We start from the raw sequence: 24,532 nt of genomic DNA, 5'->3' as shown, positions 1-24,532 counted from the left end.
ATCCAACAAGTACCACTTAGGTGTCGATACCATTTTTCCCTACCATTCTATTCGACAGTTACCTGGTATTTGTCGAATTTATTTATGCAGAAAAGACCATCCATTTTAGCGTTAGCATAAAAGTTGGATGGTCCCTTTTAAGTTATTACTATTTCGTTACAGTGACTGAATATTCATTAATGCTCGCATTTCCGAATACGTCATTAACCTTAATATAATAGTCGCCTTTTTTAAGTGTAGCTACTAGGTATTCCGCATCACCACGTCCATAATTATCCGCTTTAGCAACTAGATTACCCTTTGCATCATATAAAGTAACAACGCCGTCAAGATCACTAGGAATGTCTAACTTGATTGTATGTGTTTGTTCCTTAGTAACTGATAGCTTAAAGTAATCTGCATCACCTTTGTTGCTCGTAATGTTTAGTTTACCTTTACCAATAAGTGCACCTTTCTCTGCCTTTAGTGTAAGTGGCTTAGAAGGTACGTTATTCTTAACAACAGAATCACGGTCCTCGTCAAGTGCAACATTGCTTGATAATTGTAATTCATAAGGAGTAAGTGTTGTTGTACTAAAGTAATCAAACGCTACGATAAAGTAGCCTGCTCCTTCTTTACCAGTAAACGAACCTCTTTCCTCATCATTGTTAAGTCCATTATTAATATAAAGCATATTTCCAGTTTCTTCTTGATCCACCTTACGATTACCGTTTCTATCTTCAATGATAGCAATAACGGGATCGATTGGAGCTAAAAGCTCTTTTCGTAGATTCTGATATTCTTTTGGAGCGGCAAGCGGTTTAAGTGCAACTCCATACGTACCTGATCTACGTGTTTCAACGTAATAGATATCTGTATCACCAGCTGCAGCAAAGTTACCTGTTATAGGCTTATAGAATAGGTCTGTTGCTTCTTCATAGGTATCATTATTTTCATATTCATCCATCACATCTTCTACAAGCAGGGAAGAAGTAAATGTATATGATTTGAATGATGCTTGCCAATCTTTATTTGTTAAGTTAATGTAATATGTTTGATATGCTTTCAATCCAACTTGAAGCTTGTCATTACCAGTTACCCCATTGTAGCCATATACTGCATTCCCTGTAAGGTACATTAAGTCGTTTATTTCAGTATTTACTGTATAGACATTGGCAAGTGGTATTTCATTTGCTTGATCAGAAGCGAATGATAGCTCATAGATTCCATCTACTTCTGGTGTGAATGCATACCAATCCTCGTCTCCCATGGATTGGAAGTATCCTGTTTTCTGCTCCTCTAGCATATAAGGAATCGCAACACCACTAACCATCCCTAAGAAACTGCCATCTGAAGGGTAAAAGTATGGATCTAGAATCGCTTTCTGAGCATTTTCCTTTTTCTCATTAAAATAAATTACTTCAGTTTCAGTTACCATACCGCCTGAGAAATACCCCATATCTGGATAACCATCTTCATCTGCAGGTAATTCTTTTGACTCTACACCTAATGTGTATGGAATATTAGATGAGTAATTTCTTGTTAAATCAAGCTCCATTCCATATCCATAGTACAAAAACATATAAGGATCATAGTAAGAGAATGGCTTGTTCGTAACTTCAACAATATACTCCATACCCTCTTGAGCACTAAATGTTAACTCTTCACCTTGACCAAATCCTTTTCGATTGCTTGAATCGATTGTCCATGGATACTCAAAGTCCTCAAACTTCTCGATCACTTGTAGATTAATTGTTGAATCAATCCCAGGTACATCTGAAACTGATATTTTCACAGTTTCATTTTTTGTAGCTTTAAACTTAAAGATATCGCTATCTCCAGGGATTTCATAAATTTCCTCAAGTCTAGCATTTTCTGGTACATCTACTGTATTAGTAAAGTAAAATGGTCCGGTTTTACCTGAGTCATATGGCAATGAAGTGATTGTAACAGGCGATTCTAAAGTGTTATCATCTTCAAACAACTCTGATTGACGAGTAAGGCTTAACTCATAAGTCGATTTGCCACTCTCACTATAATTACCGTTTCGATCTTTAACCGCAATCACTATTGTCCCATTTTCTGGAGCAATAAAAAGATTACCTTCTGAACTATTTTCTACTGCATCATCTATATTTACCTCTTTAGATGGCTCCGTTTCACCTTCAGGATAGAATAGAAGGTCATACTTGTAGTCATAATTTTCTGTTCCCTTTAAAGTTGATTGAATGTATTCACCTTTGTTGACAGCAACTTGATAATAATCAATTTGATCTAAATACTTAATATTAGCAGTTTTAGAAATACTATTATCAAAGTCTAGCTTCTGTGCCTTTTCTAGTAGTTCACTTTCAGATAAAGTTTCGAATACTGGGACACCCTTTGCCTTAAACATGAGGGCACCCACTGGGTTTACAAGTCCATGGCCATACTTTGTATCATAGCCCGTTTCACCTAAGTCTATAGCGGTTTTATTTAAAATATAATTTACTTGTTGTGCCGTTAAATCAGGATTTTTCGAGAGCATTAACGATACTACACCAGCCACAATCGGTGTGGCCATCGAAGTTCCACTTAATTCTGTAAAAGATGATTGCTTGTCAACATCAAATACAGGAGCATAAATATCCTCACCAGGTGCAACCACATCTACAAAAGAACCAAATGAAGAAAACTCAGCTAATTTGTTTTGAGCATTGGTAGCACCAACACTAATTACACCCTCAAACGCAGCTGGATAGTTCTTCATATCTAATCCTGAATTACCAGCTGCAGCAACAATGATAATACCAGCATCAACGGCCTTTTTCACGGCATCCTCAATAATTGGTGAAGCATATGAAGAACCTAAGCTCATATTAATTACCTGAACTTTTTCGTCAATTGCTTTTAAAATCCCATCAGCTACCGTGAAATCAGAAGATGACCAAGAACGACTAAAAACATCAATTGATACAATATCAACATTTGGATTAATACCATAACCACCAAGGCCATTGTCTTTTTCAGCAGCAATAATTCCAGCTACATGCGTTCCATGAACATCGACTGCACCTTTTTGCATTGGATTTAATATATTATAGTTCTTAACAATTTTATTTTTTAATTCTGGGTGGTCAACATCGATTCCAGTATCTATCACAGCCACTTTAACTTTATGATCCCCAGCAAGATTTGACGCTTGTGCCATGCGAAGTGTCTCTAAGTAATACATATCTTTTGCCTTTACATCCGGAGAACCAAAACGTGTAATGTTTGCACTTGGCGATACTTTTTCAACACCTTTTAGAGTAGCATAGGCTTTAATCACTTCTTCGTATGTCTTTTTACCAGTGATTTGGACTACATCATAACCTAATGTTGAAAATCTTTTTACGAGCTTTGCCCCAGCTTTATTGTGATCTCCAACTGTAAGTGGTGTACTATATTTTACAATTAGTGTATCTTTGCTGAATGCTTCTTCATTTTGCGTTTTTGCTACGCTTGCCTGTACTTTTTCATCCTGGCTAAATCCGAGTCTTTTAAGGAATAATTGTTTATCCTCTGTAGTTTTAAGAGTTGTATCCAATGCAAAAGTTGATGTTGAACCAACAAATAACATGGATGCAGCAAGACCTACGGATAGGAATGATTTCTTTGCTTTTTTCATCAAAATATAACGCCTCCCCCTTATATGTATAATGTTCCATATTATGGTACCCATCTATTAGTATACAAGATTGCTATCGAAAATTCCTCTTAAATACTATAATTTTTAATAAACTTCAATAATCAGTTCTAATCTACTAGAAAAGAATTACATGGTTATAAAATAGTGCTTTATGCCTATTACTTTAAGAATCCTTGGAACGTACCATAAATCTGAAGCAACTGGCACCTAACCCAGATCTTACTCTTATTAATGTGTAGTTACTTTTTCACTTTGCCTTATACTTTTCACTTTAATTTATAATATTTGTCGAAAAAAAAATCATCTACAAAGAGGTATAAAGCACCTGGAACTAGAATTTAATTAAATGTTATAAGAAATTATTTTATTAAGAGGAGTGAAGTATTTGAAGAAACGTGTTATTAGTAGATTAATTGGTTTAGTTGTCTTATTTGTATTTTTGTTTGGTAGCATTTCACCGGCTGCCAGCCAAGCATTCTCAGCAAAGATAAATTATGTTGCACTAGGTGATTCACTAGCAGCCGGTATGGTTCCTGATAGAAAGATTGATAAAGGGTACACCGGGGTTATTGCAGAACAGTTAGAATTGCTAGGACTACTTGAAAGTTACTCAAATGATTTTGCTGTTCCAGGTTATACGACTCAAAATGTTCTAGATGATCTTGTAAACAACAAAGAAGTCGAAGGTAACAAGATTCAAGACGCTATAGAGGCTTCAAATCTTGTTACATTAACTGCCGGTGCAAATGATATTCTTAAAGAATTATCAATCGATAGAGCAACGGGTAAAGTGACGTTTGACCCACAGAAAGCAAAAGCTGTGGTAGCTGCAATCCAATCAAACATAACCTCAATCCTAGATGAAATTGAAGAAGTAAATCCTGAGACAGAGGTTTATGTGTCTGGCTACTATAACGCATTTCCTTACTTGCCTGCAGAGCAACAGGCCTTACTACAACAAGTTCTTACTGGTTTAAATGGAGTTATTCAAAAGGTCGCTATCGAAAATGGTGCTATATTTGTTTCACTAGACTCTGTATTTGGCGATAGCCCAACTACATATTTACCAGATCCAAGTGACATTCATCCAAATCAAGCTGGTTATGAACTAATTGCAGATGCGTTTGTTAAAGCATTTTTGGATAATGAAAAACTTAATTTCGTAGATGTACCTGAAGATTTTTGGGCTTATACAGAAATTAAATTATTAGTAGATAATAAAGTTATGTCTGGTGTGTCTGAAAATGCCTTTGCACCAAATAAACCAATAACTCGTGCTGAAGCTGCACAAACATTATATGGTGTCCTTCCATTTGACAAATCAGTACCACCTAACCCTGAGTTTAAAGATGTATCACAAAACAATGAAGCATATTATGCAATTGCAAAGCTTACACAAGCAGGTGTATTTGCAAAAGCGGAAAAATTTAATCCTAATTCACCATTAACACGTGCTGAAATGTCAAAAATTCTAGTTCTTGCCTTCCAACTAGAAGGATCAGGTAGCTTTAATTTTAAAGATGTTTCAAGCGAGTATTGGGCAGCACCTTTTATAGATGCCCTAGCAGCAAATAAAGTTTCAATTGGGTATCCTGATAATTCATTCCGACCTGTAGCACCTACAACTAAAGCAGAGTTTGCTGTATTTGTTGTAAGAGCGTTGAGTAGTAAATTACAAATAAACTAATGGTTAAAAGGGCCTTCTGAAATAGAAGGCCCTTTTCAGGTTATTCATACTAAGTTATTATATTGGATTTCTAAACGGAAAGAGGGAAAATACCCCTCTATTTACATGTCGCGTGTCGATAAAACACTTTAAACAAACGTTTATTTAAAATTTTCAAACACCTGATATGACTAGCGTAAACGCGATTAATCAAACGTTTGTTTAGAAATGAGAAGTACAAAATCAATAAAATATTTAACCTTTAAAAGTCCGGTTACTCTATGTATAAGACATATTATTACTTCTACATAAACTAGACCTGATAGTATTACCCAAAAAAATGACTACCCATTAAAACTGGATAGTCATCAGTAACTCTTTTTTCTATGGCAACCCATAACATGGCTTAGGTTAGGGTTGTGCTCCCCATCCGATCGGTTGGTTTGCGATGTCTTATTCTATGTCTAAAAGGAACAAAAGCTTCAACCTATTACAACTTAATTTTAAACTAGAAAATTATTCTTGTAAATGGTTTTTATGGCTATTTTCCTAGATTATAAGAAAAAATATATATTCAATTTCTGTTATATAGCCTACTTATTATTCAAAAAAAGATATAAATCATCATACATTTTTCGATATTCTTTATCTGGATATGTTGCAAGTCGATATACCATTTCAGTGCCTTGATACATGATGATGCTTTCACTAGATAAGTTGTATAAATTACCTAGCTTAATATAATTTCTTAGGTTTTCGAAAACTAAATCAATGTCCATAGTAGAGTCTTCTATTTCTATAGTCACACCTGTTCCATTTGTTAAAGCGTTTAGCAGACCTGCATGTAACAGACTGGTTGATAGCGGTAAATCATTGATCTGCTTAAAGGCATTCATCTGCAAATAGGCACTGTCAATCCCGTAGCTCCTCCAGTTATTTAAATTGGTAGATCTAGCATGCGGAGAATAAATAAATTTATGGTTTGATGATTGTACGAGTTTAGATGTTAACGCAACAAGTTTTTCATCTTCAGGACTAATTACAGTTTCATTTAACCAGTAAAAGCCCTCGAAATCTAGACCTTCATAGTTTGCTTCTTCAACTTTTTTAAAAACTTCATTAATATACCAATCTACTAATTTATATCTACTGTATAATGTTGGAGGCGCTTGTTTGCCGTCTAACATTTCTAGTAATCCTGTGTTCTTTGGATATGGAATTGCAATATATACCTTCGCCTTTTCAACATTTGGATTATTTTTTACAGCTTGATTTAAGTTTGCAAGTGCTCCATTATTGCTAAATGTACGATTTATATACCATTTCCAATCCTCATAATTTGCATTATTTGCCGCTGTCTCCGGAAACTCACCATTTGGGTATTTACGCCCTAAAATGATAAATGTATCAAAATATGTACCTATATGCTTTCCATCTTTTCTATATGAAATATAGGGATCAAAAAATTCAGGTGTAAACCGCTCTGCAGTTCCATACTTCCCATCTAATTCATAACCATTATAGATAAGTACTCCACTTTTAATATTACTCTCTTTGGCACCTATAAAAGAATCAGGATATTGGTTTAGTTGATCACTCATTGGATGTACAGTTAATCCTTCATTAACTAAAGCATACTCTATCGCTTTATCTTTTGAATTAAATTGAAGTATGCTTTTGCCATCTTTACGAATCTCATATTTAAGAGGACTATTATAAATTCGAGAAAGAAATGTAGAAAATTGTGCACGATTGACACTTTCTTGAGGTCGAAACGTTCCATCTGAATACCCTGTTGTAATTCTATTAGCAGCTAAGCGATAAACGAAATGATAATAAGGACTACTTTTAGGAACATCGGTAAACTCTTGTCCACTATCACCCACCAGATCATATGCAACGACTAAAATTCTAGCCATTTCTCCTCTAGTCAATGGATCGTTAGGATAAAAATATGTATTCTCTTCAAATAATCCTTCTTCAACAACAGCAGCAATTTCAGAATACCCAATGTCTGATTCTGCAACATCCTGAAATCCAGGATTAGGACTGTCTACGTGCTCTAAACCAAGAGCCCTGCCCATCATAATTGCTGCCTGTTTACGAGTGATTTCTTCATTGGGATGAAAGGTACCATCTGGAAAACCTTCAATAACACCTTTATCCGTTAAAAAAGTAATATCCTTCTTAGCCCAATAATTACCTGGTACGTCAGTAAAATCAAAAGAAGCTTCAGCTTGATAGTTTCCTATAAGTAAAGTAACCATAATTCCTAATATGTAGATTGTTAGTTTTTTCATCTGTCTCCTCCAATGATGTCTAATTACTATTTCTTTTTTTATTTTATCTACTAATTCGACATTTGATTGGAAATTCCTTCAAGAAATCGTTGCTGAGCGGTAGAGTGTATGACTACTAGAATTTTATTTTTTGTCGGATATTTCTTAGAATTGCTATGTTACTTTTCATCATGATTTAGAATTTATACAGAAAAGTAGCCCTAAAGAGATTTCAACATAGCATACTCTACCGTTTCACAAAAAGTTGAAATCAAGATTAGGCTCGTAAAACAATAAATCTACCATTTTTGCAACCCACCTCACTACTTACCGTGGAGCACAAATGTGAAACAAGAATATTCGGGGAGTCACAGGCACTTTTAAATTAATAAATCCCTAGGAGATATCTCCTAGGGATTTATTAATTGTGATTAAAATTTATTACTTAACAGTAACATCAAGCGTAAGTGTTTGACCACCAACAACGATAGTAGCATCGAAAGTGTCACCTTCAGCTAAGCCAGCAATAGCAGCTGTTGAAAGACCATTTGCAGTTACTACAATATCTGATCCACTTTTCTCAACGATGTTAGAGAAAGTAATACGAGTAATTGTATTATCTACATCAGTTTTTCCAGTAGCAATACCGTATGAATCCGTAACTTTAACACTTGGTTGAAGTACGCCAAGATTAACAGTTGTTAAATCAGCATCATCAAATTCGATAGCAGTTACAGCTTTAGTATCAACTAAATATTCAACTTTAGCAACTGATGGTGAAACCTCAGAGATAGCAACGTCTTTACTTACTTCTACACCATTTTTGATTAAAGTGATTGTAAGTTTAGCAGACTTCTCAAAAGTAGTTTTAGGGTCGGCATCTCCAACAGCATCTACTTCACTAGAGTTAAGTGGATTAACTGCTAAGTTATCTGAATTTGAGAATACAGTGTATTCGCTTGCTGGTAAGTATACTTTCTTACCGTCTGCTGTCACACCATAAACTTTTACTGTCTTAGCGTAAACATCTGTATAGTCAGCAGTTGTATCATTAGCATATACAGTAGCGATATCGTCAGCACCGAATGAAGTGAATTCAGAGAATTCAACTGTACGGAATGACATGTCAGTAGCAGCTACATCTTTAGTATTTACTACATCAACTAATGTGAATGTAATAGATTCAGTACCTTTTTTAGCACCTTTTAATGCGATAGCAGTAGTTGCAGTAGAATCAGTAGTAACTTCTACTTTGTCACTAGATGCTACAGCTTTAACAGCATATTTAGCTGCTTCTTCAGTGTACTTCATTTCACGTGAATATTGATCTTGGATTACAAAGTCTTTCCAATCAACTGACACTGATTCACCAGCATAAATTGCTGTTTGAACATCAGATTTAAGTCCAACAATTGCATTTGGAACTGCTGTTGCTTTAACAGCAACGATTTCTGTGTCAACTTTTCCAGTTCCAGAAGTAGTTGAAACGATGATAGTACCAGTTGATGCTACATCTCCAACCTTAACTTCAACAAATAATTTACCATCCTTAGCAACGTAAGAAGCAGTCGATCCATTAACACCTGTTACAGAAGGAGTTAATCCACCAAGAGCTTCAACAGTTGTAACTGATTGACCTTTATTGTCAGTTGCAGTTACAGGAAGTAATACTGTATCTCCACCAGCAACTAAGCTAACTTCAGGAGCATTAACTACGATAGTATCAACTTTAACTTTTTCATTTACTGTTACTTTATAAGTAACTGCTACACCAGTTGATTTTGATACTACAGTCACGATTGCTTCACCGTAAGCATCTTTAACATCTAACTTGATAGTAGTGTGTTTTTTACCTGCAGCATCAGTTACTTCTGCAAATGGTTGTACCCCAGCAGTACCAGCGTTAGTATCAACTAAGTCTACTAATGTTGGGTTAGATACTGTTACTAATAGGTCGTTGTTTAATTTAGCAACGTCTGTTACTGCACGATCATATTGATCTTTAGCAGCTACTGATAAGAAGAAATCTTTTGCATTATCTTCTTGTTTTACTGTTTCAACAATTTTGTTTGTGCTGTCAACAATTCCGTTAAATGCTACGTTGTTTGTTGTAGCTACAGAAGAAACTGTTAATGATGCACTAACGCTCTTAGCTGATGCTGAATCAATTAAAGTAAGAACTAAAGTCTCACCAGATTTGAATGTGCTTCCAGTAGCTAAATCAATTGTTACTTTACCTGAAGTTGCAGTAGCAGTACCTCTTGTAGAAGTTGCAATTGGGTTAGATGCTACAGTCATAGCTTCACCATATTGGTTTTCAATTTGGTATCCAACTTCAACAGTATCATCATCTTTCATGATAGCTTTATCTGAAAGTAATTTAACTGCTGCAACTGCTTCATTTTCAACAGTTACTTCGCTAGTTAAAGCCTCTTCTGTTAAACCAGATACTGAAACAGTATAGTCACCAGCAGTAAGCTTGTTATTTAATTCGATAGTTGCCGACTTGTTATCTTCAGCAAAAACTACTTTAGCAATTCCTTGGTTAGAAGTTCCTTTTTTCACTGTAAATACAGCTGCATCAGCATCAACTTCTCCATTGAATACAACTTCTAATTTTTTAACGCCAACAGCTTTTACTTCTTCTACTTCAGTAGCTTCTACTACTTCCTCAGTCAAAGCTCTGAATAAGAAAATCGCGAACTCACCACGAGTGATTTCTTGAGTGCTTCCGAAAGAAGTTTCTGTTTTACCAGAAGTGATTCCGTTAGTGTAAAGAGCATCTACATATGCAGAGAATGTTGAGTTAACGTCTGTGAATGGTAATGCTTCACCAGCACCTACTAATTCGAATGCGTTAGCAATTACTTTCGCCATTTCTTGACGAGTGATTGGTGCATTTGGAGCGAATGTAGTATCAGTTTTACCATTGATTACGTTTAGTGCGTATAATGCACTTACTGCACCAGCTTGACGAGCATTTACATCAGTAAATGGAGCAGCTTCAAAAAGATCTGTATCAAGTTCTAATGCTTTTGCTACTAAAACAGCTGCGTCACCACGAGTGATTTGAGCAGATGTTCCGAAAGTAGTTTCAGTTAAGCCACTAGTGATTTCGTTTTCTACTAAGAAGTTTACTGCCGCTTCATAGTTTGAGTTAACATCCGTGAAGTTAGATGCAGCAAGACCTGCTACTGGCGCAACAGCGGTAGCTACTAATGAAGCAGTTACAGTTGTTGCTAAAAATTTGCGATAAGACTTAGGTTGATAAGCCATTCTTTTGTTCCTCCTTGTATGTACATTAAGTACTTGTTTTTACACTTATTCGAGTTATCTCAAATAAATGGTGTTTAACAATCAGTTACCCGAGTTGTTGGTAGATAAATCAATGTATTCTTCACAAAGATTATCCTATGAATCTATGAGATTCTTTAGAACAATATATTATGAGGAATTCATATTACTTATATCGACATTTCACTAACATTCTAAAGCAGAATTTTGTAGAAAAAAATGTCTTTTTTAGTAATCTTTTAATTTATTATTATCAACTCTCAAAAACTATTCTACCAAATATCTCATATTTTTCAACTGTTTTTCTATTTTTTGTCTTTAGAATCTTTTTCATATGTTACATATATATGGAAAAGACAGTCTCATAAGGTAAGATTATATAAAACTTTGGTAATTGTCAATCTAATAGGTTTGACGTATCTATAGGTTCAAAGGTTTCACTTTTTTAACATTTTCAAAAAAAAAAAAAAAAAACCCGTTCACTTAAAGTGAACGGTATGTTTTCAATGTTTTCGCAACTAATTGATCAAGAGAATATTCTTTTGATGCTTTTTCGTGAAGATTTAGGCCTATTTGTCTAAGTTTGTCACTATTTTTCTGTTCAATTGCTTCTTCAATTGCCAATACTAGTTCATCGACATTTTTTATCGCAATGATCCAGCCATACTTTCTATCTGATATAAGGTCTTTAACACCACCTACATCAGTCGAGATAACAGGTGTATCAGCTCTAGCTGCTTCTAAGATAACCAAAGGAAAGCTTTCACTATATGAAGCAAGTAGCTTTACATCAGAAAGGGCTAAATAAGAATGAACATCTTCCTGGTAGCCTAAGAACATAACTTGGTCTGTTATCTGTAACTTTTCAACATTAGCTTTCAGTTCTTGTTCAATTGGTCCATTACCAACTAGTAAAAGCTTTACCTTATTACCATGTTGATTAAGTCTATTAATAGCTTCAAAAGCAACAATATGTCCTTTAATCGGATGTAGCCTTGCAACCATGATAATAATAAACTCTTCATCGGAAATTCCTAAATCACTTCTAAATTTTGTAGCTTTAAGCCCAAGATCAAATGATATCCCGTTATAGATTGTCGTAATTTTTGATGCCGAAATCCCAAACCCAACTAACATTTCTTTAAAACGTTCTGAAACAGCAAAAAAGTGATCAATCCGTTTAATTACGGTCATATTTAACCTGGTAAATACTCTTCCTTTTACCCCGCCTTTAATAAAGTCTTTTTCGGGATCACTGTGAATTGTCGTAATCCATATAAACGAAATTAGCCTTTTTAAGAAAAAAGCAAAAAGATTAGCTCTTGGTCCATGTGTATGGACAATATCAATTTCTTTTTCCAATATCATTTTTTTCAATTTCGGAATGATTGAGAAATCATACCGTGAACGCTGTCCAAAAACGAATACTGGAATTCCTTTATGTCTAGCTTCTTCTGAAAGCCTACCTTCTTGAAATACGCCTAAATAAATATCTTCATCTCTACACTTTTCAAGTAACGAAAGCAGGTGGTTTTTGGAACCACCTGTTTCACCACCACTTATTAGATGGAGGATTCTCATATACTATTTGTCCTTTTTAATTGTACGCCCTTCGCAACTGCGGCTAATAATAAAAAGAAATACGTTGTAAACGTTTTGTCTTCCCAAATGTTATATAATACCCCACTGACGAAAATCGCTAGTAAAATAGGTATAAGTGCAATTGCTACTGGGGAGTCATTTCTTTTATTCCAAATAAATAGCAGCATCCCAAGTAAGAATGTCGCAAAAAGCAGTACACCCACTATCCCCGTTTGAACAATGATTTGAATATATTGATTATCTGAATAAATATTATAGCCAATGCCATATTCCTCATAGATAGGAGAAGAAAATCCTTTTGCAGCGGAATCGCCATAGGTTGCAAATCCCGTTCCGATAATCGGATGATCTTTAAATATTTCAAAGCCTTTTAAAACGATAAATAACCGTCCTGTGGTTTTACTTAATTCAATTGTGGACATTTCAAACGTTTCTTTTAGCCTATTTACTTCATCAGACTGTTCTCCAGGTTCACCAGGTACATAGGTACGGTCAACATTTCCAAAGTCTGTTGTTGCAATATAACTAGCTGTACTTGTTACTGGCAAATTAATAAATATAATTGCAGTAATAATACCAAAGGCTATTTTTTTAATAATGTTCCAATTTCTTGTCATCATTATATAAACAATCAGACCAATAACAAATGCAATCCATGTACCACGCGAATATGTTAGCGTGATTACTCCTAACATTAGAACCAAACCGGTATTTAATAACCAGTTCATTTTCCCTTTTACAAAGTTCTTTAAGTAGATTGTACAAATAAAAGCAAGTGATAAATACACCGCTAATACATTGGGATTATCGATTAGTCCGTAAATCCTTACCCTGTTATTATGTGAGAGTGAACGTAGAACCCACTTTTCTGGCATAAGCAATGTACGAATTGACAGTTTTTCAACTAAGCCGTGTAAGCTAAGTGTAATCGCCATAATAAATGTCGTCCATAAAAACGTAAATACATCTTTTTTAGTAATTTCTAAACGTTTAACTACATAAAACACTAAATACGTAATTAGAAATGCTCGAAGCTGAAAGATTATAGCTGTTAATGAAACCCCGGTAATGTAGGCAGAAACAGCACCGACTAAACAAAATAAGAAAAATGCCCATTCAAATATATGAAATTTAAATAAAGATCTTAAATTCCTTCTGTTAGCAAATACAACCCTAGCAAATGCTGCAAGAATAATTAAATCTCCAACAATTTTTAAGCTTGGGTTTAATTCTATTAAAAACGGTCTTGTTGGGAAATATAGTAATAGGAGTAGCAATCCATTTTTTGGTGAAACAATTGTATACAATGCAAATAATGCTGCGACAGCTAATCCAGTTAGTTGAGAAGGGAAAAGCAATGAAATCGCAAGGATAGGTATACTGATAAATAAAAACTGAAAATCTCTCCACTGTAATGTCATCATCTTAATCCTTTCTTGCACTCTTCATTTATTTGGTATAGTTTACTTTGATACAAGTATTTTTAGTAAAAATCTAGGGAGAGCTAGTTGTCGCTTGAATCGCTTTGGTTCTTTAAGTAAACGATAGAGCCATTCAATGCCTAGATTACGATAAAAAGCTGGTGCACGCTTAACATGCCCTGCAAACACATCAAAGCTACCACCCACCCCCTGAAACACCTTAACATTCAATTTATTCATATTTTCACGAATCCATAGCTCCTGTTTTGGACTACCCATTGCTACGAATAAAAGAACGGCTCCAGAGTCGTTTATCGATTGAATAAGGTCCTCTTGATTATTAACATAACCATTTGCATATCCAGAAATCACTAGGCCTGGGTACTTAACTTCAAGGTTGTTCTTGGCCGTTTTAACAACCTCTTCTTTAGCACCATATAAAAACACTTTATGATTATTTAATGATGCAAACTCTACCAATCGTGCCATCATGTCGACCCCAGTAACCCTAGAGGTAATGCGGCCTCCTTTTAATTTAGAAGCTAAAAGAATGCCAATCCCATCAGGTATTTGGTAAGTTGAAGAGTTTATTAGTTGTTTGAGCTCACCGTTCTGCTCACCAGCAATAACCTTTTCTGGATTTACGGCAATTATTGTCGATTGTACACCTTTATTTATCCGTTCTTTTAAGTCTTCAATTATTTCATCATAGCTAAGTGGTGATATATCAATCCCTAAGTAGCTTTCCTTTTCCCTCATCATTATTCACCACTTTCGCATCTAAATTAATTCTCTTGAATTACTTTCACTGTTGATAAATTTCCGATTTTATAGACAGTTACCTTTGTAGGATCAATATTCGTGCAGTTTTTCGTATCAAATACAACAGGACTATTCATTTTTCCGATTAGGTCCTCTGCGTTAAGTGTCTTAAACTCATTATGATCAGCTAAGATTAACACAAGATGTGCATCACGAACTGCTTCTTCAAATGAAACTAGTGGAAAACTCACTTGGTCAATTTGTACGTGTGGATCATGTACTCGGATTTGATAACGACTGTTATGTTGAAGCTTTTCTAGTATTTCAATCGCTGGACTTTCACGAACATCATCTATATTTCCTTTATATGTTAAACCAAAGACCGCAATCTTCGGGTTTGGTAATTCACTTGTCATGTGAGCCACCTGATTGACCACGAAATCTGGCATTGAGTTATTAATTGTTCTGGCTGTTTGGATTAACGGAGACTCATCGACTGCTTTTTCAACAATAAAATACGGATCGACTGCAAGACAGTGACCTCCAACTCCTGGTCCAGGTTGGTGAATATTTACTCGTGGATGCTTATTCGCAAGCTCAATGACTTTATGTGCATCTACACTTAACTTTTGTGAGATTTTAACGAGTTCATTAGCTAGTGCAATGTTCACATCACGGAACGTATTTTCCATAAGCTTAGACATTTCAGCAGTGACAGCTTCTGTCTCAATAACATCGCCTGTAACAACGGCACGATACACGTCACCAGCTTTTTTAGCAGCTTCTGGGCTAGTACCACCAACAATACGTGTATTTTCAATAAGTTCAATTAAAATTCGACCTGGTAACACACGTTCTGGACAATGGGCAAGATAAACATCATGTTCCGTATTGAAACCATTTTCGCGTAAGATTGGTGCAACGACGTCATCCATTGTACGTGGAGGGATTGTTGATTCAACGATAACAACATCACCTTTTTTCAAAAAAGGGACAATTGCCTTTGTTGCACTAATAACATAGTCAACATTTGCAGTTGTGTCTGCATGAATTGGCGTTGGAACAGCTATGATGAAGACATCAGCCACTTCAGGTGTTAGTGAAGCTTTTAATTTCCCTTCTGAAACAACTTCTTTAATAATTTCTGGTAAGCCAACTTCTTCAATATGAATTTCACCATTGTTTAAGGAGTTAACAACACGTTCGTTTACATCAACCCCCACTATGTCATAGCCTGCACGCGCAAAAACCGCTGCAGTTGGTAGACCAATATATCCTAAACCAATAACACATATTTTTTTCATTTTATAAGGACCTCACTTAGTAAGAAAATAATGATTAGCTCTTTTATTGACGTTATATAATTCGTAACTGTTTCATGAAAGTTGTAGGTTTACAAGAAAATTTAATAGATGTAAATATTGTTTTCTCCACAAATTCTTACACATTATATCAAATCTCGTCAATCCTTGCATCAATAAGATTGAATGAGGACTACCTTGATGATAAAATAAAGGGTGATTTTATGCGACTAGCAATAATTTCTAGTCCTGTACTCACAATCATCTACTTGAGGAGGCAATACTTCTTTGAAAATTGTTATTTCCGGATTCTATGGTCTTGGAAACACTGGGGACGAAGCCATTTTAGAATCAATTATTGATAATTTACGCGATCAGCTTGATACACCTGATATTACGGTTTTCTCATTATCCCCTGAAGAAACAGCCCGTACTCATTCAGTCAAAAGCGTATATCGTGGTTGGCGTCATGATTTTAAAGGTAAGGTTAAGGCACTTAAGGAAGCAGACTTATTAGTAAGCGGAGGCGGTGGATTACTACAAGATACCTATCCTACCCGCTTTATTTTCGGTCCATTACCGTATTATTTATTAATTGTTTTTTTAGCTAAGCTTTGCAGCACAAAGGTTATGTTCTTCTCTCAAGGTATCGGACCTGTTAACTCAACTTGGGGAAAAATTCTAATGAAAATATTTGCAAATATGGCGGACTTTGTTACTGTCCGAGACGAATTCTCAAAGAGCTTGCTTCATGAACTCGGTGTAACCCGCCCTAAAACCGTCGTTACGTCTGATATTGTATTTGCATTTAAAGCAAAAGATGATAACGCATGTATCGAAAGTCTGCAGCTTGAAAGCAGAGATAATCTTGTGGCTGTATCTGTTCGCCCTTGGTTTGAAAAAGTGAAACAGTTCGAACAAGTTGCTTATATAGTTGATAAACTAGTTGAAGACCGTGGTGTTACTCCGGTGTTTGTACCAATGGAAGGACACCACGATATCAACGCTAGCGAAAAAGTGCTAGCACAAATGAAACATGCCGATAAATGCCATATGCTAGCAGGTAATTTTACACCTAATCAGTATTTAAACTTCATTGGACAATGTAAGCTAACAATTGGGATGAGGCTGCACGCCCTAATCTTTTCTACTTTAAAGGGAGTACCTCATATTGGATTAAGCTATGATAAGAAAGTCGAAAGTTTACTTAAAAGAAGTGGCATGTGGGAATTTTCCGCTGTATTAGAAGAAATAAATGAACAGGAACTAACAAATAATGCGCTTCATTTGCTTGACAATCATGAGAAATATGTTGATATCGTAAAAGATAATTCAGAAGCAATGCGTACTGAAGCAGTTCGAAATGTAGAGCTTTTGGAAGAAAAGTTTGCAAAATAAAATGAATTAGGCTTTGGTGTTAGGTATGTTTTTGACACAAGGAGGGAGTTAAAGATGAGGATTTTAATTGCAACAGCTTATGATTACCCTCATGCAGGTGGGCTTTCTGTCCATGTAGCAACATTGAAAGCAGGATTAGAAGAAAGAGGACATGAAGTGGACGTCCTCTCATTTACAGATGTACCACCTGTTATGAGAAAGCTCTATGCCCAAGGCCCCAGCTTTGTTATAAACAAAGTGAAAAAAGGAAAAGGAATACTGTGGAGTCATATCGTCCGCAGACGCCTTCTAAAAGGATTAATCGAGAAAAACAAAGGCAAAAACTACGATATTATAAATGCACAAGATCCATTTACAACGTTAGCAGCTTTAGAAACTGGAATTCCTACTGTGTCAACAGTCCATGGCTATATGGCGTTTGAGGCAGTTAGTAAGGGGTCTATTGATGAGGGTAGTCCAGAAGCACAGTATATGCAGAATATCGAACTAAAGGCGTATAAGGCCACAAGGAAGGTCATTACAGTTGACACTCGTTTAAAGGACTACGTTAAAGAAATGTCAGGTGTTGATGGAATCGCAATACGTAATTTCATTGACATCCATGGTTTTAACCCTGACAAAGATAATAAAGAGGCCTTACGTAAGCAGTACGGTATACCAAATGATACAAACGTTCTATTTGTCCCTAGAAGGTTAACAAAGAAAAATGGTGTAATTTATCCAGCACTTGCAATGCCAGAAGTGCTCAAACACCATCCTAATACAATGCTTATCTACGCAGGAAGTGGAGAAGCCCTTTCGGAGATTAAGAAAATTGTTTCTGAAAATAATCTTGAATCCAATGTACAGCTTCTTGGAGCGGTCCCACATGAAAAAGTAAAGGATTATTATGCCTTAACTGACATCGTTCTTGTTCCAAGTGTCCACTCTGCTGGTGTTGAAGAAGCAACATCAATCTCTGCATTAGAAGCAATGGGATCTGGTTCTCCACTAATTGCATGTGCAGTAGGTGGATTAAAGGAAATTGTTGAGCCTGAGAAAGACGGTTTACTTGTAGAAGAAAAAAGTGTCGAACAATTATCTGATGCAATAACCTTTTTACTTAACAACCCGAATAAAGGTGAAGAATTTGCTATAAATGCACGTAAAAAGATTGAAAGTGAATATTCTCATTTAGCTGCGGCCCAAAAATATGAAGAAATTTACTTAAGTGCATTAGATAAGTCGAAATAGCACAGTTATAAGAAGTAAGGCATTTAATCGCCTTACTTTTTGTGCATAAAAGGAATGTGAATTACTTATGTCAAAGTTGAAACGAACGGCCGTCTGGATTACATTACTAGCTCTTGTTCTAAAGTTGTCAGGTTTTTTACGTGAAAGTATAATCGCGAGACAATTTGGGGCTAATGAGTACACTGACGGCTATCTGCTTGCATTCTCCTTTATTACTCTTGTCGTCGCAATGATTTCTGGTGGTTTTAACAATGTATTCCTACCTATGTATGTGAAAAATAAAAAGGAAACACCAGTTGAAACAGAACGCAACGCAAACGGGATTATGAATGGAACTGTACTTATCTTTTTTATTATTTCCGTATTAGGCTACTTTTTAGCACCATATATTGTCCCATTTATTTTTGGTAATATGAGCCCAACGACAGAGGTTATAGCGATTGAAATCAGTCAGTTATTTGTACTATTTATGAGTGCTATAGCATTAAATGGGATCTTAGAATCCTACTTACAAGGTCGTAGAATTTTTGTGCCATCACAAATTTCTAAATTGCTAGCTACCTTAATGGGTGCCGTTTTTGCACTTCTGTTCTCTGAACAATGGGGAATTCATAGCCTAGCATATGGTTTTATATTTGGGACAACTCTTGGCGCAATCGTACAATTTTATTATTTACGAAAAGGCGGCTTTCAGTGGCATGCTACTATAAAAGTTGAAAAAATATTTCGTTCTGCATTTCTCGTTTTACTTGTCCCAGCACTATTAAACTCTGTTGTTGGACAAATTAACATGTTCGTCAATAAACTGTTTGCTTCTGGAACAATTGACGGGGCTGTTACTTATTTGAACAATGCTTCATTGCTAGTAAGTATTCCAAACGCTATTTATGCAACGACAATAGCCGCAATTATCTTTACACTACTTTCTGAACAAGTAGATGACGCACCAAAGTTTCAACAGACGGTGTTTATGGGAATGGAACTCTCTCTCGTCACCTTACTACCAATTGCAGTTGGACTTTTACTAGTGGGTGATGCTGCAATTTCGTTTGTTTATGAACGTGGTCGCTTTACCGCTGAAGACTCGAATAATACGTATTTAGCACTACTTCTCTATTTACCTTTAATCGTTACTCAAGGTTTGCAATATATTGTCTCGAAGTCAATGTACGCTAGAGGTAAAACAGCAATTATCTTGAGGATTAGTGTAACAACAATTATCATTAACGTCATTTTGAACTTCTTACTTGTAAAGCCATTAGGCTACCCAGGTTTAGCACTTTCAAGTTCATTAGTTTCTGTGTATTACCTAGCAGTCACAACCTTTGTTGTTTACAAAGACTTTGATCGTAAAGAAGTGAAAAAGTTGCTAACTTTATTTTTAAGGGTAATTCCTGCAACCTTTGTTATGGCTATTCCATTGTTTCTTGTAAAACAATTTACAAATATCGAAGCTCTATACTCGTTGATTGAATTAATGATTCTTGTTCCACTTGGGGTATTTCTCTATGTTGGAGGACTGTTCATTTTCTATCGCTCAGGTTTGAATCGATTACTTAGTATTGTACGTAAAAAGAAAACTGGATCTGTCTAAGAAAATAACAGTGCGTGCGTCCGGAGCTAGACACCAAATCAGCAATAGAAAAAAAATTTATAATAAAAAGCCTGCAATTAGTATAGATTGCAGGCTTTTTTACGTCTTATTTTACAACAGGAAGTTCCCTTACATAATCACCATGAACATAAGCATCAGTATACTTATTAGAGTCTGAGATTGTTTTATACCACATACCATCTGTTTGTTGTGAAGTTTCTAATAAAACAAATGGGAATCCTTCATTAGGATATGTGAATTGCGCGGCTAACTGAGTGTTAGGCTCTATTCTTACATTTAATTTTTCCGTATTCTCACCTATCGTATATAAACCTCTTTCGTTACCTTTTAATGCTTTATCTATACGATACATATGCCCAGCAATTTTTTGCCCCCAGTAAGGATCAGAAGCATATCTAACATTCATTCCCCGAGCTTTGTTACCTAAAACAGCGCCATTAAAGTGTTTGCCCGCAGGATCAAGATATTGATTGGAAACATATTGTCCAGCATACATAATACTCTCTTCAAAGCTAGAAAATGTTTGAGCATTTTCCCCAGGCGCCGCGTCCGTTGCTTTTAAACCGAATAGATTGAACTTTTTTTGTGCAATCTCACTAGTACCATACGTACTTTCATGAATAGCATGGGCAAGTAAATACATTGCATTTACATTATACTTTTCTTGAGCTTCTATAAAAACCGAACCCAAATCTTTAAGTGGACTTTCTGGTTTAACATTTGCAATATAAGCATTTAATTGCTCAGCCGTATAGCTGGTTTTAGTACGTAATGGAAGATAATTAAAGTATTGATGAGCCTGTCCTACCTCATTACCATTAGCTGCGTCTACAAAAGTGTCTCCATCCCAACTATAGTAGGTTTTCCCTTCTTGAAGGAAGGTAGGTGCTGCACCATATAGATACCAATCATATCCGCTTTTACCGGGGTTATAGATATAGTGAACTAATTCACCCTTATTAACCATATAATAAGAACGCCCGCCTAACATTTGATCAGGATATAAAGTCACATCTGTATGTTTTACATAACCAACCTTGTCAGCAAGTTGAACTTTAACTTTATTTTCATCAGCATCAATATATCCCATTTCAGCATTAGTCGGTAAATACCCAATTTGAGTAACCATATTTTCTGCATAAATAAGTGTTATTGATGATCCTAAAGATGGTTTAGCATAGACAACACCATTACTCATTTTGACAATTTTAGAATCAAGTGTAACTACTTGATTTTTAGTATCCCTTATTGCAGCATTAGCAGTTTCAAAAGATATATAGTTCGTAGTGCTAAAAACTAATTTCCCATTTGAATCGATTGTAGCTACTTTATAGCCAACGCTCGGTTCTGGTTTTGGTTCTGGTTCTGGTTCTGGTTCTTGCTCTGGTTTAGCTTCTATTACCTGCAACATACGATAAATAAACGCTGCAGCATGTGCTCTAGTAGCATTTTCTTTAGGTCCAAAACGGTAGCTGCCATCACCATTAGACATTCCATTTATAATTTTAAAATGGACATTATGTGCAATTCCTTGTTTAAACGTTGCGTTGATAGAAGATGAATCAGTAAAGGTAAGAGGCGCTTCAACTCTAGCAATCTTCTTATAAAGTAAGGCACGATCAATCATGATTGCCATTTGTTCTCTAGTGATTTTATCGTCAGGCTTAAATGTCTTATCTGAAAAACCTTGAACAAGTCCTGCTTGATTTGCACTATAGATTGTTTTAGCTAATGATGAACTAGCTGGTACATCAGAAAAAGTTGTATGAGTGGTAGCTACCGGTAAGGTAAGAGCCCTAGACAAAAATGCTGCAAATTGAGCACGCGTCACGGGATCGCTGGGCTTGTAAACACCTTCTTCAAACCCATTTATTACTCCTCTTTCTATCATTGCTCGTAATTCTACTTCAAGAGTGTTGCCGGTGATATCATCCTTCGCCGCGTATGTTGTTGTAGAAACTGTGAATGTTAGCAGCATAAGAACAGCTATCATCATACTAAAAATTCTTTTCAACGTTCCATTCCCCTCTCTAGTAAATAGATTAATATGTTTTAGTTTAGTTGTTTCTATCATTCTTGTTTTTTCTACAAAATCTCCTTCTATTCTATCAAATATTTCCTTTAAAATTACTATAATACGAAAAGTTTTTTCTTGAAATATATGTAAAGTACCATTTTTCTTTAGGAAAGAGCCTTTTGGACTACTTTTTTCATTTTTCTATATTAATAGCTTTACTTGCATATTTACAAGGGTTGCTAGTTTCAAATTATCATTCTAGTACACATAGATCGATCTTCAGTAAGAAAATAATTACAAAAAGGCATGTCTAGAATTGACATACCTTTCTCATAATTTAGCGAAATAAAGGATTTTCTGCCCGCGCAATAAAAACAGAGAAATCAGATCTTGTCATAAATTGATATGGTTTAAACGTACCATCCTTAAATCCTTTTGTTATTCCAAATGTAGCAATCCGACTAATCGCCTCATGCCCAGTTACATTTGACGATACATCAGTAAAAGCGAGAGTGCCTGTAGCTGTTAATTTATATGCATTTGATACCATAATAGCCATCTCAACCCTTGTTACCGGTTGATTCGGTCTAATTGTACCGTCGGTAAATCCCTTTACTATTCCAGACTCAAATGCAGACTGAATATAGCCTGATGCAAAGCTTTCAGAATTAACGTCAGAAAATACTGTATTTTTCTTTGTACCGTCTAAGCGAAGAGCTCTACCAATCATTGTAATTGCTTGTGCTCTAGTCACAGTTTCCTGTGGGCGTATCGCATTGTCATCATACCCAGTTAATATAGATTGACTTGTTAGAAATACGATATGAGGTGAAAACCAATTTTGATTTTTAATATCTTTAAAATAAGGAGAATTCACTTCCACTGTTAGAGAGTTTGTAAGTAATGATTCTCTCCCATCTAGTGATAAAGCAGCAAATTGATACTCATAGTTTCCTTTTAAAACATAATCAGTAAACGATAAATTTGTAGCATTTTTCTTAATCAATACACCATTTCTATATATATTATAAGCATTATAATTTTCGGGTAATGATACTACTTCAAAAGATACGATCCCACTTTCGTTTGCGACCATTGATACATCAAGCATTGTCTCTGTGATTTTAGCGAAAGCTCCTGATTGGGCGAGGCCATATCCATACCAAGGGTCTTTACCTTCAAGACCTAAATCTATTGCTTGATCTATTAAGAGCTGCCTTAGCTCAATATTCGCTTTTTCCGGGAATTGTTCTTTATACCCTGCAAGGATTCCCGTTATAAACGGCGTAGCCATAGAAGTTCCGGTCATCCAACCGTACCCGTCTTGATTACCGTCATAATCATAAGCCTTAGGTAGCGTACTATAAATACTATCCCCAGGAGCAACTATTTCTAGTGATGCACCTGTAGCAGAAGTTGCGCTTCTATTTTTAAGAGAATTTATTGAGCCAACTGCAATTACACTATCAAATTTTGCAGGGTATTCAATCGTGTCGGTATTTCCTAATGTTTTCCCGTTGTTACCTGCTGATCCAACAATTAATATTCCCTTATTATAAGCTTCATCGATTAATACTTCCATTGCTGGATCTAATTCGGGCGTAGTAAGACTAAGATTAATAATATCCATTTTATTTTCTATAGCCCATTCAATCCCTGCCATAATAGAAGATGTTGTACCTAGCCCTTCACCATCTAGTACTTTTATAGCAAATAACTTCGCGTCAGGAGCTACTCCAACAGCACCTATATCATTGTTTTGAGCAGCTATAATTCCAGCAACATGTGTGCCATGGCCATTATCATCATTATAGGATGTACAATTACCTTGGTATAACGTCTCCGGTATTAAGCAGATCCCGCCGGAAACTTGTAAGTCAGGATGAGTTGTATCTATTCCTGTGTCAAGAACGGCTACTTTTACACCTGCTCCAGTTACACCGCTTTGCACAGTAATATCAGCCTTAGTTTCCACAGCTCCCCAGTCTGTTATTTGTTTTTGTAATTGGAACTGGTTATCATATTGGACCGATTTAACCTGAGGAAGTGCTTCTAATAATGAAATAACATTAGCAGGAACCCTCATAGAAACTCCATTAACAGAGTTATATTGAAAGAGTACTTTACCTTTAATTTTTTCTATCAGACTAAAATCTATTTCGTCCTTAAAAAGAACGATAACGTTTTCAGATGCTAAACCTTCTGCTTGTATATTCTTATTAGGTGATACCAAGATAATCATAACTATGATTACGAGTACTTTAACAAATTTATTCAACATATCTACCTCCTCAT

13 protein-coding genes are annotated in these 24,532 nt (G+C 35.6%); 4 read left to right on the top strand and 9 right to left on the bottom strand.

Annotation, left to right across the window (positions count from 1 at the left end; translation table 11 throughout):
- Positions 1 to 148: 148 nt before the first annotated feature.
- Complete coding sequence (locus tag PY093_RS04920) at positions 149 to 3,628, bottom strand: S8 family peptidase (RefSeq protein WP_275644813.1); 3,480 nt, start codon at positions 3,626 to 3,628, stop codon at positions 149 to 151.
- A 406-nt stretch (positions 3,629 to 4,034) separates the two neighbouring features.
- Between PY093_RS04920 and PY093_RS04915 the strand changes: the two genes are divergently transcribed.
- Positions 4,035 to 5,336, top strand: a complete 1,302-nt coding sequence (locus tag PY093_RS04915) for an S-layer homology domain-containing protein (protein WP_275644760.1) — start codon at positions 4,035 to 4,037, stop codon at positions 5,334 to 5,336.
- Positions 5,337 to 5,908: 572 nt separating this feature from the next.
- On the opposite strand, the gene PY093_RS04910 is transcribed toward PY093_RS04915, so the two are convergent.
- The 6 genes from PY093_RS04910 to PY093_RS04885 all read right to left on the bottom strand — a co-directional run bounded on the left by PY093_RS04910 (position 5,909) and on the right by PY093_RS04885 (position 15,977).
- Positions 5,909 to 7,615, bottom strand: a complete 1,707-nt coding sequence (locus PY093_RS04910) for a DUF4855 domain-containing protein (protein ID WP_275644759.1) — start codon at positions 7,613 to 7,615, stop codon at positions 5,909 to 5,911.
- A 420-nt stretch (positions 7,616 to 8,035) separates the two neighbouring features.
- Positions 8,036 to 10,870, bottom strand: coding sequence for an S-layer homology domain-containing protein (locus tag PY093_RS04905; RefSeq protein ID WP_275644758.1), 2,835 nt, complete (start codon positions 10,868 to 10,870; stop codon positions 8,036 to 8,038).
- A 501-nt stretch (positions 10,871 to 11,371) separates the two neighbouring features.
- A complete protein-coding gene (locus PY093_RS04900) occupies positions 11,372 to 12,469 on the bottom strand; it encodes a glycosyltransferase family 4 protein (protein WP_275644757.1) in 1,098 nt (365 codons plus the stop codon).
- Positions 12,466 to 13,911, bottom strand: coding sequence for an O-antigen ligase family protein (locus PY093_RS04895; RefSeq protein ID WP_275644756.1), 1,446 nt, complete (start codon positions 13,909 to 13,911; stop codon positions 12,466 to 12,468). Before PY093_RS04895 ends, PY093_RS04900 begins: the two co-directional genes overlap by 4 nt.
- 42 nt (positions 13,912 to 13,953) lie before the next feature.
- A complete protein-coding gene (locus tag PY093_RS04890) occupies positions 13,954 to 14,673 on the bottom strand; it encodes a WecB/TagA/CpsF family glycosyltransferase (protein WP_275644755.1) in 720 nt (239 codons plus the stop codon).
- Positions 14,674 to 14,696: 23 nt separating this feature from the next.
- Complete coding sequence (locus tag PY093_RS04885; RefSeq protein WP_275644754.1) at positions 14,697 to 15,977, bottom strand: nucleotide sugar dehydrogenase; 1,281 nt, start codon at positions 15,975 to 15,977, stop codon at positions 14,697 to 14,699.
- A 285-nt stretch (positions 15,978 to 16,262) separates the two neighbouring features.
- Between PY093_RS04885 and csaB the strand changes: the two genes are divergently transcribed.
- The 3 genes from csaB (at position 16,263) to murJ (ending at position 20,199) form a co-directional block, all read left to right on the top strand.
- Positions 16,263 to 17,372: a polysaccharide pyruvyl transferase CsaB gene (gene csaB / locus PY093_RS04880; protein WP_275644753.1), complete on the top strand. Its 1,110-nt coding sequence runs from the start codon at positions 16,263 to 16,265 to the stop codon at positions 17,370 to 17,372.
- Positions 17,373 to 17,426: 54 nt separating this feature from the next.
- Positions 17,427 to 18,605: a glycosyltransferase family 4 protein gene (locus tag PY093_RS04875; RefSeq protein ID WP_275644752.1), complete on the top strand. Its 1,179-nt coding sequence runs from the start codon at positions 17,427 to 17,429 to the stop codon at positions 18,603 to 18,605.
- A gap of 67 nt (positions 18,606 to 18,672) precedes the next feature.
- Positions 18,673 to 20,199 (top strand): murein biosynthesis integral membrane protein MurJ, encoded by a 1,527-nt coding sequence (gene murJ, locus PY093_RS04870; protein WP_275644751.1) that lies wholly within the window; start codon positions 18,673 to 18,675, stop codon positions 20,197 to 20,199.
- Between the two features lie 106 nt (positions 20,200 to 20,305).
- On the opposite strand, the gene PY093_RS04865 is transcribed toward murJ, so the two are convergent.
- Positions 20,306 to 22,234 carry an S-layer homology domain-containing protein gene (locus PY093_RS04865; protein WP_275644750.1) on the bottom strand — a complete coding sequence of 643 codons (1,929 nt, stop codon included), beginning with the start codon at positions 22,232 to 22,234 and terminating at the stop codon, positions 20,306 to 20,308.
- Between the two features lie 340 nt (positions 22,235 to 22,574).
- Entirely contained in the window at positions 22,575 to 24,518 is a 1,944-nt protein-coding gene (locus PY093_RS04860; protein WP_275644749.1) for a S8 family peptidase, read from the bottom strand.
- Positions 24,519 to 24,532: the final 14 nt, after the last annotated feature.

The organism is Cytobacillus sp. S13-E01 (assembly GCF_029193815.1).
In the GTDB taxonomy this organism is placed as follows: Bacteria; Bacillota; Bacilli; order Bacillales; family Bacillaceae_L; genus Bacillus_BV.
Note: the sequence above shows the minus strand (reverse complement) of the source record. Positions and strands in the feature narration are given on the sequence as shown.

Coding starts and splice junctions, on each gene's coding strand:
- PY093_RS04920 (WP_275644813.1), bottom strand. CDS start 3,628: ATGAAAAAAGCAAAGAAATCATTCCTATCCGTAGGTCTTGCTGCATCC.
- PY093_RS04900 (WP_275644757.1), bottom strand. CDS start 12,469: ATGAGAATCCTCCATCTAATAAGTGGTGGTGAAACAGGTGGTTCCAAA.
- PY093_RS04890 (WP_275644755.1), bottom strand. CDS start 14,673: ATGATGAGGGAAAAGGAAAGCTACTTAGGGATTGATATATCACCACTT.
- PY093_RS04885 (WP_275644754.1), bottom strand. CDS start 15,977: ATGAAAAAAATATGTGTTATTGGTTTAGGATATATTGGTCTACCAACT.
- PY093_RS04910 (WP_275644759.1), bottom strand. CDS start 7,615: ATGAAAAAACTAACAATCTACATATTAGGAATTATGGTTACTTTACTT.
- PY093_RS04875 (WP_275644752.1), top strand. CDS start 17,427: ATGAGGATTTTAATTGCAACAGCTTATGATTACCCTCATGCAGGTGGG.
- murJ (WP_275644751.1), top strand. CDS start 18,673: ATGTCAAAGTTGAAACGAACGGCCGTCTGGATTACATTACTAGCTCTT.
- PY093_RS04895 (WP_275644756.1), bottom strand. CDS start 13,911: ATGACATTACAGTGGAGAGATTTTCAGTTTTTATTTATCAGTATACCT.
- PY093_RS04860 (WP_275644749.1), bottom strand. CDS start 24,518: ATGTTGAATAAATTTGTTAAAGTACTCGTAATCATAGTTATGATTATC.
- PY093_RS04905 (WP_275644758.1), bottom strand. CDS start 10,870: ATGGCTTATCAACCTAAGTCTTATCGCAAATTTTTAGCAACAACTGTA.